A 14,366-nucleotide genomic window follows, 5' to 3' on the forward strand; every position below is an offset into this window, starting at 1 on the left:
GAGAAGGTGAGCCTTCCTCGCTTTTGTTCTGGGACGTGTATGACTTCTACAGCAGAGCTTTTACTGCAGCAATGGCTTGCTCGAAGTTAGGGGATTCTGTCATTTCAGGCAGATACTCCACATATGTAATCTTATCTTCGGCATCCACTACGAAAATGGAACGCATGTCCAGTTGGAATTCCTTGATCAGAACACCGTAATTTTCACCGAATGAGCGTGTTTTGTAATCAGACAAAGTAACAACGCGGTCTACGCCGGCTGCTCCGCACCACCGTTCCTGTGCAAACGGAAGGTCTACGCTTACAGTCAGGACAACTACGTTGTCTCCGAGCTCTCCAGCTTCAACGTTGAAGCGACGAGTCTGCGCATCACATACGCCGGTGTCCAGGGAAGGAACAACGCTAATCAATTTAATTTTGCCTGCATAGTCTTTCAGAGATACTTCTTCAATCAGGTTTTTGCTGAGTGTAAAATCAGGTGCTTGATCGCCTACTTTCAGTTCAGGACCGATCAATGTGATAGGGTTACCTTTGAATGTAGCTGCGCCTGTACGTTCTTGTGCCATAATAATGTTCCTCCTTATTAATTGGTGATCCGTGCCAAAATCCATTATAATCTTTTATGAAAGACATTGTCCAATGCGGACGCAGTTTATTACGGTGGATCAGATGAAAGCCGATCTGACAGGGTGGAGTGAAAGTAGAAACGTATGATATTTATTAGGTATGAGAACTGGAAGAGTTATTTGAAGTTTTTCCCTTTGACGTCAATGTTATTAGTTGCGAATGTAGTGATGTTCATTCTTTTGTCTTTGAATGGTGGTTCAACTAATCCTGTAACCTTGGTCGAGTGGGGGGCACTGACGAACCTTCCGGTTTATTCGGAGGAATGGTGGCGGCACTTTACCTCCATTTTCCTACACGCTGGTTTTAGTCACTTGTTATTCAACAGTTTTGCTCTCGTTGTGTTTGCTCCTCCGATGGAGCGAATCCTCGGGTCGATCAGGTATGGAGTGTTGTACCTTGCCAGCGGTGTTTTGGGTAATGTGCTTGCGCTTGCTTGGTACAATTCATTGGGGCAAACGACTATATCCGTGGGTGCCTCGGGTGCAGTGTACGGTATTTATGGTGCGTTTCTGTATGTTGCCTTGTTTCAGCGAACCATCATGGATGAATCTTCGCGCAAAACGTTATATACACTGCTTGTATTCGGAATTATATTCTCGTTTGCGATGTCGGGGATTAACTGGATGGCCCACTTAGGTGGCTTGTTAGGTGGATTCTTTATTTATGGACTTATCATTCGGTTGTGGCGTCCGCGGATGTTAAAGAAGTAACAATAATGGTAATGAAGACGATCTGTGATCTTGGTATGCATGTAAGGATAAGTAGGGTATAGCAGAATGGAGCGATCAGGCTAAGTGGAATTAAGACAGTTGCATTACTTTTTGAAAGTAGCACAGAAGGAGCATGTTACCCAGGCTGCGGAAGAATTGCATGTGGCGCAGTCTGCGGTAAGTCGACAAATTCATCAACTGGAGGAAGAACTCGGTGTTGATCTGTTTATGCAGAAGGGGCGAAATCTGCAATTAACTGCTGTGGGGCAGCTCTTCTGTAAACGCATAGAAGGAATTTTGAAGGATTTGGACAAAGCGGTTGGAGAAGTCCATGAATTTTTGGATCCTGAACATGGCGAGATTCGGATTGGTTTTCCGCACAGTCTGGGTATTCATCTAATTCCATCTGTTGTGGCCGCATTTCGTCAGCGTTATCCTAATGTTAAATTCCGATTCAAGCAAGGCATGTTTCCTACCCTAATTCGTGACGTGCTGTCCGCTGAAGTGGATCTGGCGTTCATTTCTCCTTTTCCGGAGAAGCACGATCAGGTTGCTGGAGATATTGTGCTTACGGAGGAATTGCATGCAATCCTTCCGCCTAACCATGCACTTGCCAATGAAGAAACGATTGCGTTAGAACAGCTGAAAGATGACAAGTTCGTGTTGTTCAGCAAAGGCTACTCGCTGAGACCGATTGTATGGCATGCTTGTCTCGAAGCTGGATTCACACCCAAAATCGCCTTTGAGGGTGAAGAAACAGATACGATTCGAGGATTAGTTGCAGCGGGTATGGGGGTCAGTCTTCTTCCTGAGATGGCTCTATTTCAAACGAACCCTTTGCAGCCAGCCCATGTAGCAATCTCCCATCCCAAAGTGACACGCACGATTGGATTAATTCATCGGGCGGATGATAAGCTTCCGCTTGTGGCACAGTCGTTCCGGTCATTTCTATTAAATTATTTCGGTCTACAACAAAACAATACCCCATCCGGTTAACGGTGGGGTATTGTTTTTGTTTAGGTTAGGTATTTAATTAGTCACGGCTGTTGAAAATTCCGATGTAACGAATCAATTCAAGCAATGAGATTAATGCTGCAGCAACGTAAGTCAGAGCTGCGGCGTTCAGTACCTTTGCCACACCTTTTTCTTCCTCGTTGCGGATATATCCTTCGGATACCATAATCTCACGTGCGCGGTTGCTGGCGTTGAATTCTACCGGCAAGGTAATCAGTTGGAAAGCAACGGTAACGGAGAAGAAGATGATACCGATACCGACAAGGTTCATAGCGTTGAAGAGGAAACCAGCGATCAGCAAGAATGGAGCCAGACCGGATGCGAAGTTCACGATTGGGAAGATCCGGTGACGCAGTGCAAGCATTGGGTAGCTTTCTTTATGTTGAATCGCATGTCCAACCTCGTGACACGCTACAGAAACGGCTGAGATCGAATTCTCGTAGTATACGGGCTCTGACAATCGAACGACCCGGTTCATTGGATCATAGTGGTCAGAGAGGGTTCCGCGAACGGGTTCAATCGGAACATCGTGTAGGCCGTTAGCGTCAAGCATGTGACGAGCGGCGTCGTAACCAGTCATTCCATTTAGGTTGGGTACATCAGACCAACGCCTAAACGTACTTTTTACGCGGAATTGCGCCCATAAGGAGAGCAAGAACGCGATAATGATCAAAACGAACATACCGTTATTGAAACTCATATTCATTCCTCCACTTTCTAGTAATAAGTTACATCATGGTGTTTTCGAGCAGAATTTTCAGTGCTTCCATCGTACCTGCGCTCTTCGTGAGCAGCCCTGCCATCATTTTGCGTGCTTGTACAGGTTTCATCTCGCCAAGGAGAGGTTTGAGCTCGTTAACCTCGCGCTCAAGCTGCTGCACGTGAAGTTCTAAGGTACTCAGTTTATGGGCAACCTGTTCTTCAGTACTCACCAGACTCCACTTCTGAAGAGATTGTTTAATCTCGTCGAGACTATACTTCTCTTGTTTCATTTGTACAATACGTTCTAGTCTGGTTAAGGTTTCACTACTATAGAGACGATAATTTTTCTCTGTACGCTCTTCAGGGTCAATGAGTCCCAGTTTTGTGTAATAGTCAATCGTCCGTTCGCTTACACCCGCGGTCTTGGCAAGTTCGCCAATTCTAAATAGTTTCATATCCCCAATGATATTCACCTCGCTTGCAAGTTCAAATGTAGGGAATTGTAGATTCCACCTGCGGCTTAATACAGTTCGCCCAGTTTTTCTTACTAATAGATATGATACATGATCTTTAACCGTACAGTCAAACGTTATGCTTTGAAGATGAGAGGTGTATCCGTCTATATCTATGTGCTCACATCCTATGATTATGTACTTAAGTGCAAGAAAAAGACGTATGACTTTATTCCCAGAAATATTTTTCAATTTTGTTGAAAATACTCTTGTCAACTTTCCTGTCTTCTGCTTATAATGACATTAAGAGTTTCACGATGTGTGAAGAAACTTAACATGTGAGGGAGTGGGGTTCATGAGAAAGAAATGGTTGGTTTCGGTGTTAGTAATGCTTACTTTATTGGCTTTTCCGGTCAGCGCATTCGCTGCTGCTGAGGGGCCGACTAATATCGAGCTTCAAAGTGGTTTGAACTCAGCCTTTACGTTCTTGGCTGTTGTGTTGGTGTTCTTGATGCAAGGGGGATTTGCTCTACTTGAAGCAGGCTCAACACGAATGAAAAACGCAGGACATATTGCGGGTAAAACGATCCTGACGTTGGGGATCTCAGTAATTGCGTTCTGGGCTCTAGGTTTCGGCCTTGGATTCGGTAACGGTAATGCATTCTTTGGAACAACAGGATTCTTCCTGAGTGGTGACCAAATGGCTGCTTCCTTCGAGTCATTAGCATTCTCCGATGTTCCACTGACCGTTAAATTTGTATTCCATCTAGCTTTTGCTGCGGTATCATTAGCCATCGCTTGCGGTGGTATGGCTGAACGCGCAAAGATGAGCGTATATATCGTTTTCGGTACTCTTTATACCATTATAATGTATCCTGTTGTTGCTCACTGGGTATGGGGCGGCGGCTGGCTCGCAGAGCTGGGTATGCAAGACTTTGCAGGTTCGACGGTCGTTCACTTGACTGGTGCGACAGCAGCGTTAGTAGCTACCATCTTGTTGAAACCGCGTATCGGTAAATACAACAAAGACGGCAAACCTAACATTATCCCAGGTCATAACCAAGTGTACTCTGTACTCGGTGTTATCCTTCTGTGGATTGGTTGGTTCGGATTTAACCCAGGTAGTACATTAACGGCTTTGGATGATGGATTCTTCGGTTATGTTGCTCTGACTACCAACGTAGCTGCCGCTGCTGGTGGTGTAGCTGCACTGTTGATCTCTTGGGCAGTTCTTGGTAAGTCGGATATCCCTAGTATGTTGAACGGTGTGCTTGCGGCACTCGTTGCAATCACAGGTGCTTGTGCTTTCGTTGAGCCTTGGGCAGCTCTCGTAATCGGTGCTTTGGCAGGTATTATCACATTCTTCACAGCGCAATACTTCGATCGTAAAGGTATTGACGATCCAATCTATGCTTTCTCTGTACACGGTGTTGCTGGTATGTGGGGCGCGATCTCTACAGGATTGTTTGCTACACCAGAGCTTGCTGAGCATGCGGGTGTAGGTCAAGCGGGTCTGTTCTATGGCGGTGGTTTCCACCAATTAGGCGTACAGCTTCTCGGTCTAGTCGGCGCGTTTGCCTTCGTACTTGTTGTATCCTTCATCATCCTGGGCGGAATGAAAGCCCTTATGGGTATCCGTGTTACGGAAGAAGAAGAAACAATGGGTCTCGATATAAGCGAACATGGTACTTACGGGTATCCTGAGCAAATGAAACATGCAGAAAGCAAATCCAACGGAGGCGGTACGTTCAGCTCCTAAGTTGAAGATTGCTGAATCATGCTTCAAGGAGGCCGGACATGATGGAACCCATCCCGTTTATCAACCATTCTTGGTCCTATACGGAAATAGATGTTGCAGCATCTGTTGAAGAATTGCGCCAGGCACGAATCGTATTACAGAATGAGCTCCAGGAATTGTTGTCCGCTTCCTTGTCGAAGGTTGAATGGTACCAAACGGTAAATGAGCTGCATGACCGGATTTCCCGGAAAGCAGTAGAGTTGTGCATCCAGGGGATGGTAGAGGAAGGCTTCGGCCAACCTCCCGTCCCCTATGCCTTTATCGTTTTTGGTAGTTCAGGCAGGGAAGAGTCAACATTATGGAGTGATCAGGACAATGGCATGATCATTAGTGATATGCCGCATGAAGAGAAAGAATCCTATTATGCTGAGCTAGGTCAGCGCATTACCGATGTGTTAGAAGAGCTTGGGTATGCCAAATGTGAAGGTAAGGTCATGTGTTCCGAGCGGCTGTGGAGAAAGACGCTTGAGGCTTGGAAACAACAGCTGTCGGAATGGCGTTCAGATCTAGCCTGGGAGCCGGTTCGTAATCTCATTATCGCTTCAGATATGCGCTTTATTACAGGAGATCATCGACTTGCGGAAGAATGGATTAACGAATTTTACTCCGGGTTCAGACAGGTGCCTGAGCTTTCTGATGCTGTTCTGCGCAATACAGTTAAACATAAAGCTACATTAAATATTCTTGGGCAGGTGGTCACTGAGCGTTTTGGTGAACATGCAGGAGGATTTGATGTGAAATATGGTTTATACATTCCGTTGGTTAATAGCGCAAGATTTCTGGCGTTACAGCATGGGATTAAAGAAACATCCACACTCAAGCGGATAGAGCGATTGGTTTCGCTGGAGGCTGTCCCACTTACCTTGCTGGATGCGGCTGGAAGAGCTTTCGTATCCGCACTGGAATTTCGGCGTAATACTCCGGTGGTGCTCAAAGGGGATCTACAGCAGAGCAGTGGATTTTTAGATGAGAAACAAATGAAACAAAAGCAAGTGCATTATGAACTGAGGAATACATTAGGGCTGGTACGTCGTGTGCACCGCGCACTGCAACGACAGCTGCGTTTCGCGGAGAGGAGACGTCCATGAGAGAGCCGGCACGGGGCAATACAGGATTTTGGAATTCGCTGCGTCAGGGAGGGGTTCCTTCCGCCATCGCTTCCATAATGGGAGCCCCTACGGCGCAACACATGGCTTTTATCCGTTCTATGATGAGAGAACAACGTAGACCGGAGGTGCTTCACACCCCGTTGAACGAGTTGGACGCAGTTGTGTTCGATTTGGAAACGACGGGCTTTTCACCTCAACATGGAGATGAGATTCTTTCGTTTGGAGCAGTACGGATTAATGGAGGTGCCATCGTGGAGGGTGAGCAGTTCTACACGTTGGTACAGTCCAAGACGGTAGTTCCGGAACATATCACTGAACTAACGGGCATTACGCAGGAGATGACATTGGATGCACCCTCCCTACTGGAGGGATTACATGATTTTATGTCATTTGTCGGAGGTAGTGTGCTCGTCGCACACGCGAGTGGGCATGATCGTGCTTTTCTGAATGCAGCGTTGTGGCGTACTACCAAGGTAAGGCTTACACACCGGCTGATCGACACGATGATGTTGGCGCGATGGCTGGAGCCTGGTAGGCCAGGTTACGGGCTGGATGAGCTGCTGGAATCAAGAGGCATTACCATTCAGGGTCGTCACCATGCTCTGGAAGATGCGAAGATGACGGCGCAACTGTGGTCCTGTTACTTGGAAGATATGATTCAGCATAACGTAGAAACGTTGGGAGATCTGTACACTCAATTAAGTCATGCGTAATTGTAGTGGCTGTAATGTATGTGTGCTACCTTCATTAACTTCATCAGGTGTCTGTGTCGCGGATTCAATCTCATAAGCATGTAAGTTCATCTTGTTATGACTTGTTGAATCACTGGGATGAACAGGTGATCCAATGAGATATACGTTCAGCAAACCGGCGAAAGTCGGAAGGGCGTGGATGTCCTCCAGAGATGGTAACGGCTCTGTTCGAGGATGGGAGTGGAATACGCCAATAAGCGTAGGTTCCTGAAAGATGCAACGAATCCATTCCGCTTGTTCTAGTTGGAAATGATGCAGCGGGTCAGGTGCTACGTTACGAATGGGCTGAAACCGACTGATTCGTATGCCGCCCGCTGCAGCTTCACCCAGCACAATCCCGCAGGCTTCCTGCGGCAGCGAATGGAACATGTACTCCGACATTTCTTGCTCCACGGAGGAAGGGATGTAGAGTGTGTTCTGCTGTCCACGAAGTGCTGCCATTTGTATTCACCCCTCTCTCTTTGGCTCCTGTTTCGGCAGGAGTCCTTTTTCATTTTATTTTATAGAAGCTGTTAAAAAAGTCCAATTTTTATGGATTCAGATTGTAAAATTTTTAAGGAAAAGGGTACAATATGAGAGAGGATATGGGTTTGTTCCATATGAACGTTAAAATCATGCGGGATACTGACAATAAGAGGGTGAATAACCGTGAAAAGAAATCTATACATATGGTTTGTTGCTGTATTGCTCGTTGGTTTTGCGTTGGTGCAGAATGCAGGGGATGGGATTGCAGCGGTATTCAAGCAGGAGGAACCTCTTCCTACGGAGACTGGGCCTCGTGCAGGGTTGCTTGCTCCTGGGTTTTCTCTAACAGCAATGGACGGGAAAACCTACAATGTAGGTGGGGCTAAGGATAAAGCAATATTTGTGAACTTTTGGGCGTCTTGGTGTGAGCCATGCAAACAGGAGGCACCAGAGCTCAATGCATTAGCGGCAAAGTACAAAGATAAATTAGATGTGTATGGTGTTAATGTGACATCGTACGATAAACTTAAGGATGCCAAAGCCTTTGTAGATGAGTATAAGCTTACCTTCCCGATCTTGCTGGATGAGGACGGAGCTACTTATGCAAAGTATAACGGAGTGGCATTTCCTACAAATGTACTGATTGATGCCAACGGCGTGATTCAGGAGGTTATTCTTGGTATTTTACCTGAGGAAGAGTTGGAGCGTAAAATCAAGGAAGTAATTAAAAAGTAACTGTTTAAAGGGAAATCCCGATCCTGTCTTCAATAAGGCGAAAAATGATATCTCAATGCAAAATAAAGCGCCCATTCTCCGATGTTGGAGAAGAGCGCTTCTTTTATTTTCCGGGAAATATGCGTTTAATGATTATTTAGCCCATGTGCAGCGATTGAAACGATGCTAGGCTCGTCCTGTATGTTTTCCTGAAGTAACGCGTAGCGGAAACTGTGCACGAGTGCTTCCCAGCTCGCTTCAATGACGTTCTCAGATACACCAACCGTATTCCATGTGTTTTCCGTATTTTTGGACTCGATCAGAACACGTACTTTGGCTGCTGTAGCATCTTTCTCATCCAGGACGCGTACTTTGTAGTCAGAAAGGTGCATGTTACCGAGTGAAGGGAAGTATTGTACAAGCGCCTTACGAACAGCATTATCGAGTGCGTTGACAGGGCCGTTACCTTCCGCAGCGGTGTACACACTGTTTCCGCCTACATTCAATTTAACAAAAGCTTCGGAAACAACGGGTTTTCCGGCTGTTTTCTCCACTAGCATTTTGAAAGATTCAAAGGTGAATAGTTCTTTGATGTCTCCATTGGCCTCACGAATCAATAATTCGAGTGAAGCATCCGCACCTTCAAACTGGTAGCCTTGGTGCTCCAGATCTTTGATTTTCTCAATAATCTGGCGAGAATTTTCGCTGCTAGGGTCGAACTCAAGCCCGAGTTCTTGAGCCTTAGACACAATGTTACTTTGTCCAGCGAGTTCGGAGACAAGTACACGTTGTTTATTCCCAACAAGTTCTGGCACGATATGCTCATACGTTCGGGAATCGCGCAAGATGGCGGAGACGTGAATTCCACCTTTGTGAGCAAAAGCGGCATTACCAACGTATGGCTGGTTAATTGGCATGTTAACATTCGCGATCTCACTTACGTAGCGTGCTACGTTGGTCAGTTGTTTCATCGAATCTTCAGACACGCACTCATAGCCAAGCTTCAATTGTAGGTTAGGGATAATGGAAGCCAGGTTGGCATTACCACAACGTTCTCCATATCCATTCATCGTACCTTGTACCTGTCTTGCACCGGCTTGTACTGCGCTTAATGTGTTGGCAACAGCCAGTTCACAGTCATTGTGCGTATGAATGCCAAGCTGAGCTAAGGGCAGTCCGCGATAGAGTGTGGATACAATTTCATGCACCTCATGGGGCATCGTTCCGCCGTTGGTGTCACACATAACCAGCCAGTCCGCTCCAGCTTCATGCGCTTTGGTTAGCACCGCTTGGGCATATTCTGGATTATGTTTGAAGCCATCAAAGAAGTGCTCTGCATCAAAAATGACTTCCATTCCCTTTTGTTTAAGATAGGCGATAGAGTCATAGATCATGGAGAGGTTTTCTTCTAAAGTGGTTTGCAGTGCAGTGTGCACGTGGAAATCCCATGACTTCCCAACAAGAGTCGCTGCATGAGCACCTGATTCAAGAATTCGTTGTAAGTTAGCGTCCCCACTGGCGACAGAGCCTTTCCGACGTGTGCTGCCAAATGCAACCACCTTGGCGTTTAAGTTCAATTCCTTGACTCTTTTGAAAAACTCAATGTCCTTGGTGTTGCTGCCCGGAATTCCGCCTTCAATATAATGAGCACCCAGGTCATCTAGCTTTTTGGCAATTTTGAGCTTGTCATCTGCCGATAAGCTGACACCCTCCCCTTGTGTGCCGTCACGTAAAGTCGTATCGAAGATGGAAATGGCCTTTGACATGAAGATCCTCCTTTGAGATAAAGCGCTTTTTTAAAAGTTAATTGATTAGTTGGAAAAGTAAGAAAAGCTTAAGTTGTATCAATCCTTCGATTCTGCAACGCTACACTGTGTTAAACTCGCTGCGTTGATTTGTCCTAAAGTCGTGAATTTGTATAATTAATTATTATAGCACCATTATAGCCAAATGCTACATAGAATTCGCAGTTTCATGTAACAAAAATAGGATTTTTGAATTTTAGCACAGCGTGAACGACTGAGAAAATTATGTTATGCTTGTTAGAATTGGATAAAGGAGGGAGATGTCTTGAGCTTTATTAAGGAAATTACAATTATTTGATTCATAGCTACAATCATATTTGGAGTCGGCATTTGGGTGATCGTTCGATTGATCATCAAGTCCATTCAGAAATAAACTGGATCGAGTCATGATGAAGCTATTATAAGGTATAGATGAAGCTATTAAAGGTATGGAATTCATTAAACGAGAAGCATTTTGCATCTAATCATAATCTATTGCAAGTTCATTGAAGCAGTTTGAATTCCAAGAGGATGATCAACAGGATGAAAAAAGGTTGTATAAATGCGAGTTGTTGAACAAGCTCTATAAATAATTTTACATAAGAAACTGGAATATTATAAACTATAGATTGTGGATGTGATGTTACATTTCCAATGGTCTACGAATCGGTATACGAAGGGCGGAGGTTAAATATGTCTTCAGACGGAACGCGCTATACCCATGTTGAACAATATTATCCTACCGCCGGGCGGGTCATTTTGCATGTGGATATGAATGCTTTTTACTGTTCTGTGCATGAAGCAGAGGAGCCTGAGTTATATCGAGGCAAAGCGACGGCTGTGGCTGGCAGCAGTGAGGTGCGAAAAGGGGTTATTGTAACCTGCTCTTACGTAGCTAGAGGCAGAGGGATATCAACAGGCATGGTTGTCCACCAGGCCATGAAGAAGTGTCCTGACTTAATTGTGATTCGACCTGATTTTCATTTATATCGGAAGTATTCCAGAGCATTCATGCAAATTGCATATAGCTATACACCGCTGCTTGAGGCAACCTCTATTGATGAGTGTTATCTAGATATCACCGGTTCGAAACAGTTCGGCACACCTATGGAGATAGCAGCCAGCATACAGGATCGAATTCGAGAGGAGCTAGGATTACCTTGTTCTATTGGAATCGCGCCTAATAAGCTGCTGGCTAAGATGGCATCGGATCTGAAAAAGCCTAATGGGATTTCAATTCTGCGAATGAGAGACGTGCCTAAAATTCTATGGCATAGACCTTGCAATGAGCTGTTTGGCATAGGTAAGAAAACAGCGGAGAAGCTAAAGAAGATCGGTATTGAGACAATTGGACAGCTTGCTCATTCAGATGAGCGAATGCTTAGAGATCTATTTGGTGTCAACGGTACCTGGTTGAAGAATTCAGCTAAAGGGATTAATCATTCGCCTGTGCAAGCTGAGCGGGAAGCGAACAAGTCCATCGGGCATACAACAACACTGCCAGCGGACATATCGGATATGAATGATGTGCAGCGGGTTCTATTAAATATTAGTGACCAGGTCGCCAGAAGGCTGCGTAAGCATGAAATGTTGAGTCAGGGCATTCAGATCACCATTCGTACGCCGGACATGAAGACTATTACCCGCTCTTGGTTAATGGAAGTGCCTACAGAGGATTCGTCCATCATATATCGGGAAGCTTGTGCGTTGTTCGCTAAACACTGGGGTAGTGGGAGGCCGGTTCGAATGTTAGGTATCACTCTACAAACGTTGATCCCGCGTGAGGAATCTGCCATTCAGATGGATCTGTTTGAATATGAGCAGAAGCCGAAGAAAGAGAGCTTGATTCGAATCATGGATCAATTGCGTGACAAATTCGGGGAAAATGCGGTTGTAACCGCGGGTATGATCGGTGACGATCCATCCGTGTTACTGCGCGACCATAAAGTACGGGGGACTTCCTTGCAAAAAGATAATTTGCAAAGTCTTGATTAAATAAGGCATAATAGAGACTTGCGGTTATAAAATTGTTTGTAATTACTCTTACTTTGTATTAATATGTTTCTAGATAAAAATACTGTACGTTTGTGAATTTTTAGGAGGAGAGATTGTAATGAGTAAATATACTTGGGTTGAAAAAGATACATGTATTGCATGTGGAGCTTGCGGAGCAACTGCACCTGACATCTACGATTACGACGATGAAGGCTTGGCAGAAGTAATCTTCGATGGTGATGCAAACAAAGGGATCAAAGCTATTCCAGATGAGTTCTTCGATGATATGCAGGACGCTTGCGACGGATGCCCTACAGATTCCATTAAAGTTGCGGATGAGCCTTTTAACAAAGAAGGTTAATCCATTATTTATATTGTAACATGCTAAGCACTTTCTGCTGTCTTTCACAGTGGGACGTGCTTTTTCGTTGTTTACACGTATGTGCCAGAAAATGATCGAAAGTAATCCGAGGACTCAAGTCCTATGGATTTCAATCGTCAATCTGCCGATATATAGGAAGAAACGGAAAATGGCGAACTGATGGAGGATCGGATGCAAAATACTCATTTACGTACATATGTCAAGAAACACCCAGATAATAAAATGGCTTGGTATTTGCTTGGCAAGGAGTACTTGAATGAAGGCCAAGAAGCCAAAGCCAATTACTGCTTTCAACAGGCTGGGGAGGTATATGAAGCTTTTGAGCGCAGTAAAGCGCCAGCAGATATATGGGTGGATTATCAGAATAAACTCGTGGAGATGGGCGAGCAAAAGGAGAAGAAACAACGGGTTCGCAAGTTATGGTTAACCTTGTTAATGTTGCTGGTGCTTGCGTTAGTACCGCCTGCCGATGCTCCTGGGTTCAGCCGTGATACAGCTACAGCACTCACAGATGCGCTGGCTGCAACGGAAGATCAGGAAGAACAAGCTGGTGAGGCATCGGTCGCAGATCCAGAGGGTAACGATTCCAGTGTATTTACTGCCGGCACCTTTGGGGGTGGAAGTCAAGGTGAAACTGCATTAGCTGCAGCCTGGGCTAGTGCGGGATCGAACGTGCAGACGTCAGCCGTCCTCGGTATGCAGGTGTCTGATCAATGGTCGTTGTGGAAACGTAATATGCCAGTGAAATACATCATACAGACCAACAACAAAGGAAGATTGACAGCTCAAAGCTATGATGCGAAGCAGTGTGACTGTGAGCCTCCAGAGGTTTCAACGGAAGTGAAACAGTTAGCAGCGGCTTGGACGGCCAAGCAAGAGGTGGCAGCATCGTTGTCTAGTGCAATCGGAACTTATCGAAAAAAAAATGGATCTTGGCCCAAAAATGTGAACCAACTTGCTCAGCCGTTTCCTAATAATGTGCTAGGTGAGACCTCGCCTGGCATGAGTCAAATGTTCCCTGTTCTACTTGCAATGCATCAACAAGGTAAGGAAACCGAGGCTCAAACGGGTACCGCCGCAGGCGAAAACGCAGTAGATTCAGCAGATGTGTTTGGAGATACGTTAGGTGGCGAGCCTTTCCTGAAGGAACCGCTCGAGATTGTTGTGGATAAGAAGAATCATAGGCTCGCGCTCCTCAGTGGAAACACGATTATTCGTAATTATGAGGTGGGTCTAGGCGGAGATCGAACGCCAGAAGGTACCTTTGTCATCAGTGATAAAGTGGTCAATCCGAATGGTCGCTCCAACGGAGAGTTTGGGACGAGGGGAATGCAGCTCTCGGATACCAATTATGCCATCCATGGGACCAACGAGCCGGATAGTATCGGACTAGATGAATCCCTTGGATGTGTGAGGATGAACAAGGCAGACGTGGAAGAACTATTCGCACTTGCTCCTCAGGGTACTCCCGTGCGGATTGGGACGGATCTGCTTCCAGAAACCGTGGTTGTTCCAGAAGCAAAGGATCGCTACAAGTACACGCTCGTGCCTAAGCAGAATAACCCGAACAAGACGTATCACTGGTTGAACTAGGTACATACATCGTACAATAATGCACCTTCATCATCATCGAACTGCCCTTATACAGCCTGCTTAATGATTATGTAAAATGTGAAGCATGGGTTGGTTCATTTACATATTGGCGATAATAATCAGTGCGCTGATAATAATGATTAATCCGACCACACTGGCTGCTGTCCAGATGATAGCTTTTCGATTCACTTCTTCTTTTTTCTGCTGAAGTGTTGGTGGTTTACGTTTGGGAGCCATGAGCTGTTCCTCCTTATCATCGAGCTATTATTA

General features: G+C 45.5%; 15 protein-coding genes. 9 read left to right on the forward strand and 6 right to left on the reverse strand.

The genetic code is table 11. The annotated features are described in order from the left end of the window. Positions 1-46: 46 nt before the first annotated feature. Positions 47-565 carry a thiol peroxidase gene (tpx, locus tag ASD24_RS21205; protein WP_056700278.1) on the reverse strand — a complete coding sequence of 173 codons (519 nt, stop codon included), beginning with the start codon at positions 563-565 and terminating at the stop codon, positions 47-49. A gap of 144 nt (positions 566-709) precedes the next feature. On the opposite strand from tpx, the gene ASD24_RS21210 reads away from it, so the two are divergent. Beyond that, positions 710-1,336, forward strand: coding sequence for a rhomboid family intramembrane serine protease (locus ASD24_RS21210; protein ID WP_056700279.1), 627 nt, complete (start codon positions 710-712; stop codon positions 1,334-1,336). 84 nt (positions 1,337-1,420) lie between these two features. Further along, entirely contained in the window at positions 1,421-2,332 is a 912-nt protein-coding gene (locus ASD24_RS21215; RefSeq protein WP_056700281.1) for a LysR family transcriptional regulator, read from the forward strand. A 37-nt stretch (positions 2,333-2,369) separates the two neighbouring features. On the opposite strand, the gene ASD24_RS21220 is transcribed toward ASD24_RS21215, so the two are convergent. Beyond that, complete coding sequence (locus tag ASD24_RS21220) at positions 2,370-3,050, reverse strand: zinc metallopeptidase (protein ID WP_056700283.1); 681 nt, start codon at positions 3,048-3,050, stop codon at positions 2,370-2,372. Positions 3,051-3,078: 28 nt separating this feature from the next. After that, positions 3,079-3,507 carry a MerR family transcriptional regulator gene (locus ASD24_RS21225; protein WP_056701120.1) on the reverse strand — a complete coding sequence of 143 codons (429 nt, stop codon included), beginning with the start codon at positions 3,505-3,507 and terminating at the stop codon, positions 3,079-3,081. 352 nt (positions 3,508-3,859) lie between these two features. On the opposite strand from ASD24_RS21225, the gene ASD24_RS21230 reads away from it, so the two are divergent. The 3 genes from ASD24_RS21230 to ASD24_RS21240 are packed head-to-tail and all read left to right on the forward strand — an operon-like array spanning position 3,860 to position 7,124. After that, a complete protein-coding gene (locus tag ASD24_RS21230; protein ID WP_056700285.1) occupies positions 3,860-5,263 on the forward strand; it encodes an ammonium transporter in 1,404 nt (467 codons plus the stop codon). A 41-nt stretch (positions 5,264-5,304) separates the two neighbouring features. After that, positions 5,305-6,390: a DUF294 nucleotidyltransferase-like domain-containing protein gene (locus ASD24_RS21235; RefSeq protein WP_056700287.1), complete on the forward strand. Its 1,086-nt coding sequence runs from the start codon at positions 5,305-5,307 to the stop codon at positions 6,388-6,390. Beyond that, positions 6,387-7,124, forward strand: a complete 738-nt coding sequence (locus tag ASD24_RS21240) for an exonuclease domain-containing protein (protein WP_056700289.1) — start codon at positions 6,387-6,389, stop codon at positions 7,122-7,124. Before ASD24_RS21235 ends, ASD24_RS21240 begins: the two co-directional genes overlap by 4 nt. On the opposite strand, the gene ASD24_RS21245 is transcribed toward ASD24_RS21240, so the two are convergent. Then, on the reverse strand, positions 7,110-7,604 hold the full coding sequence (locus ASD24_RS21245; RefSeq protein ID WP_056700291.1) for a Mov34/MPN/PAD-1 family protein: 495 nt from the start codon (positions 7,602-7,604) through the stop codon (positions 7,110-7,112). The two genes, ASD24_RS21240 and ASD24_RS21245, sit on opposite strands and share 15 nt — an antisense overlap. A gap of 207 nt (positions 7,605-7,811) precedes the next feature. Between ASD24_RS21245 and ASD24_RS21250 the strand changes: the two genes are divergently transcribed. After that, the gene (locus ASD24_RS21250; protein WP_056700294.1) at positions 7,812-8,363 is read left to right on the forward strand and encodes a TlpA family protein disulfide reductase; all 552 of its coding nucleotides are present in this window, start codon (positions 7,812-7,814) and stop codon (positions 8,361-8,363) included. 125 nt (positions 8,364-8,488) lie between these two features. Here the strand turns inward: ASD24_RS21250 and cimA are convergent, their stop codons facing one another. After that, positions 8,489-10,108 (reverse strand): citramalate synthase, encoded by a 1,620-nt coding sequence (cimA, locus tag ASD24_RS21255; protein ID WP_056700296.1) that lies wholly within the window; start codon positions 10,106-10,108, stop codon positions 8,489-8,491. A gap of 711 nt (positions 10,109-10,819) precedes the next feature. Here cimA and ASD24_RS21260 point away from each other — a divergent pair. The 3 genes from ASD24_RS21260 to ASD24_RS21270 all read left to right on the forward strand — a co-directional run bounded on the left by ASD24_RS21260 (position 10,820) and on the right by ASD24_RS21270 (position 14,096). Continuing rightward, positions 10,820-12,121 (forward strand): DNA polymerase IV, encoded by a 1,302-nt coding sequence (locus ASD24_RS21260; protein ID WP_056700298.1) that lies wholly within the window; start codon positions 10,820-10,822, stop codon positions 12,119-12,121. A 118-nt stretch (positions 12,122-12,239) separates the two neighbouring features. Further along, entirely contained in the window at positions 12,240-12,482 is a 243-nt protein-coding gene (locus tag ASD24_RS21265) for a ferredoxin (RefSeq protein WP_056700300.1), read from the forward strand. Between the two features lie 192 nt (positions 12,483-12,674). Then, positions 12,675-14,096: a L,D-transpeptidase family protein gene (locus ASD24_RS21270; protein ID WP_056700302.1), complete on the forward strand. Its 1,422-nt coding sequence runs from the start codon at positions 12,675-12,677 to the stop codon at positions 14,094-14,096. A gap of 99 nt (positions 14,097-14,195) precedes the next feature. On the opposite strand, the gene ASD24_RS30785 is transcribed toward ASD24_RS21270, so the two are convergent. Then, entirely contained in the window at positions 14,196-14,333 is a 138-nt protein-coding gene (locus ASD24_RS30785) for a hypothetical protein (RefSeq protein WP_164848664.1), read from the reverse strand. Between the last annotated feature and the right edge of the window lie 33 nt (positions 14,334-14,366).

The organism is Paenibacillus sp. Root52 (assembly GCF_001426865.1).
Classification (GTDB): domain Bacteria; phylum Bacillota; class Bacilli; order Paenibacillales; family Paenibacillaceae; genus Paenibacillus.

What these genes read in the sequence shown, in the direction of transcription:
- ASD24_RS21240 (WP_056700289.1), top strand. Translation starts at nt 6,387, where the DNA reads ATGAGAGAGCCGGCACGGGGCAATACAGGATTTTGGAATTCGCTGCGT.
- cimA (WP_056700296.1), bottom strand. Translation starts at nt 10,108, where the DNA reads ATGTCAAAGGCCATTTCCATCTTCGATACGACTTTACGTGACGGCACA.
- ASD24_RS21235 (WP_056700287.1), top strand. Translation starts at nt 5,305, where the DNA reads ATGGAACCCATCCCGTTTATCAACCATTCTTGGTCCTATACGGAAATA.
- ASD24_RS21230 (WP_056700285.1), top strand. Translation starts at nt 3,860, where the DNA reads ATGAGAAAGAAATGGTTGGTTTCGGTGTTAGTAATGCTTACTTTATTG.
- ASD24_RS21220 (WP_056700283.1), bottom strand. Translation starts at nt 3,050, where the DNA reads ATGAGTTTCAATAACGGTATGTTCGTTTTGATCATTATCGCGTTCTTG.
- ASD24_RS30785 (WP_164848664.1), bottom strand. Translation starts at nt 14,333, where the DNA reads ATGGCTCCCAAACGTAAACCACCAACACTTCAGCAGAAAAAAGAAGAA.
- ASD24_RS21210 (WP_056700279.1), top strand. Translation starts at nt 710, where the DNA reads ATGATATTTATTAGGTATGAGAACTGGAAGAGTTATTTGAAGTTTTTC.
- ASD24_RS21270 (WP_056700302.1), top strand. Translation starts at nt 12,675, where the DNA reads ATGCAAAATACTCATTTACGTACATATGTCAAGAAACACCCAGATAAT.
- tpx (WP_056700278.1), bottom strand. Translation starts at nt 565, where the DNA reads ATGGCACAAGAACGTACAGGCGCAGCTACATTCAAAGGTAACCCTATC.
- ASD24_RS21265 (WP_056700300.1), top strand. Translation starts at nt 12,240, where the DNA reads ATGAGTAAATATACTTGGGTTGAAAAAGATACATGTATTGCATGTGGA.
- ASD24_RS21225 (WP_056701120.1), bottom strand. Translation starts at nt 3,507, where the DNA reads ATGAAACTATTTAGAATTGGCGAACTTGCCAAGACCGCGGGTGTAAGC.
- ASD24_RS21260 (WP_056700298.1), top strand. Translation starts at nt 10,820, where the DNA reads ATGTCTTCAGACGGAACGCGCTATACCCATGTTGAACAATATTATCCT.
- ASD24_RS21245 (WP_056700291.1), bottom strand. Translation starts at nt 7,604, where the DNA reads ATGGCAGCACTTCGTGGACAGCAGAACACACTCTACATCCCTTCCTCC.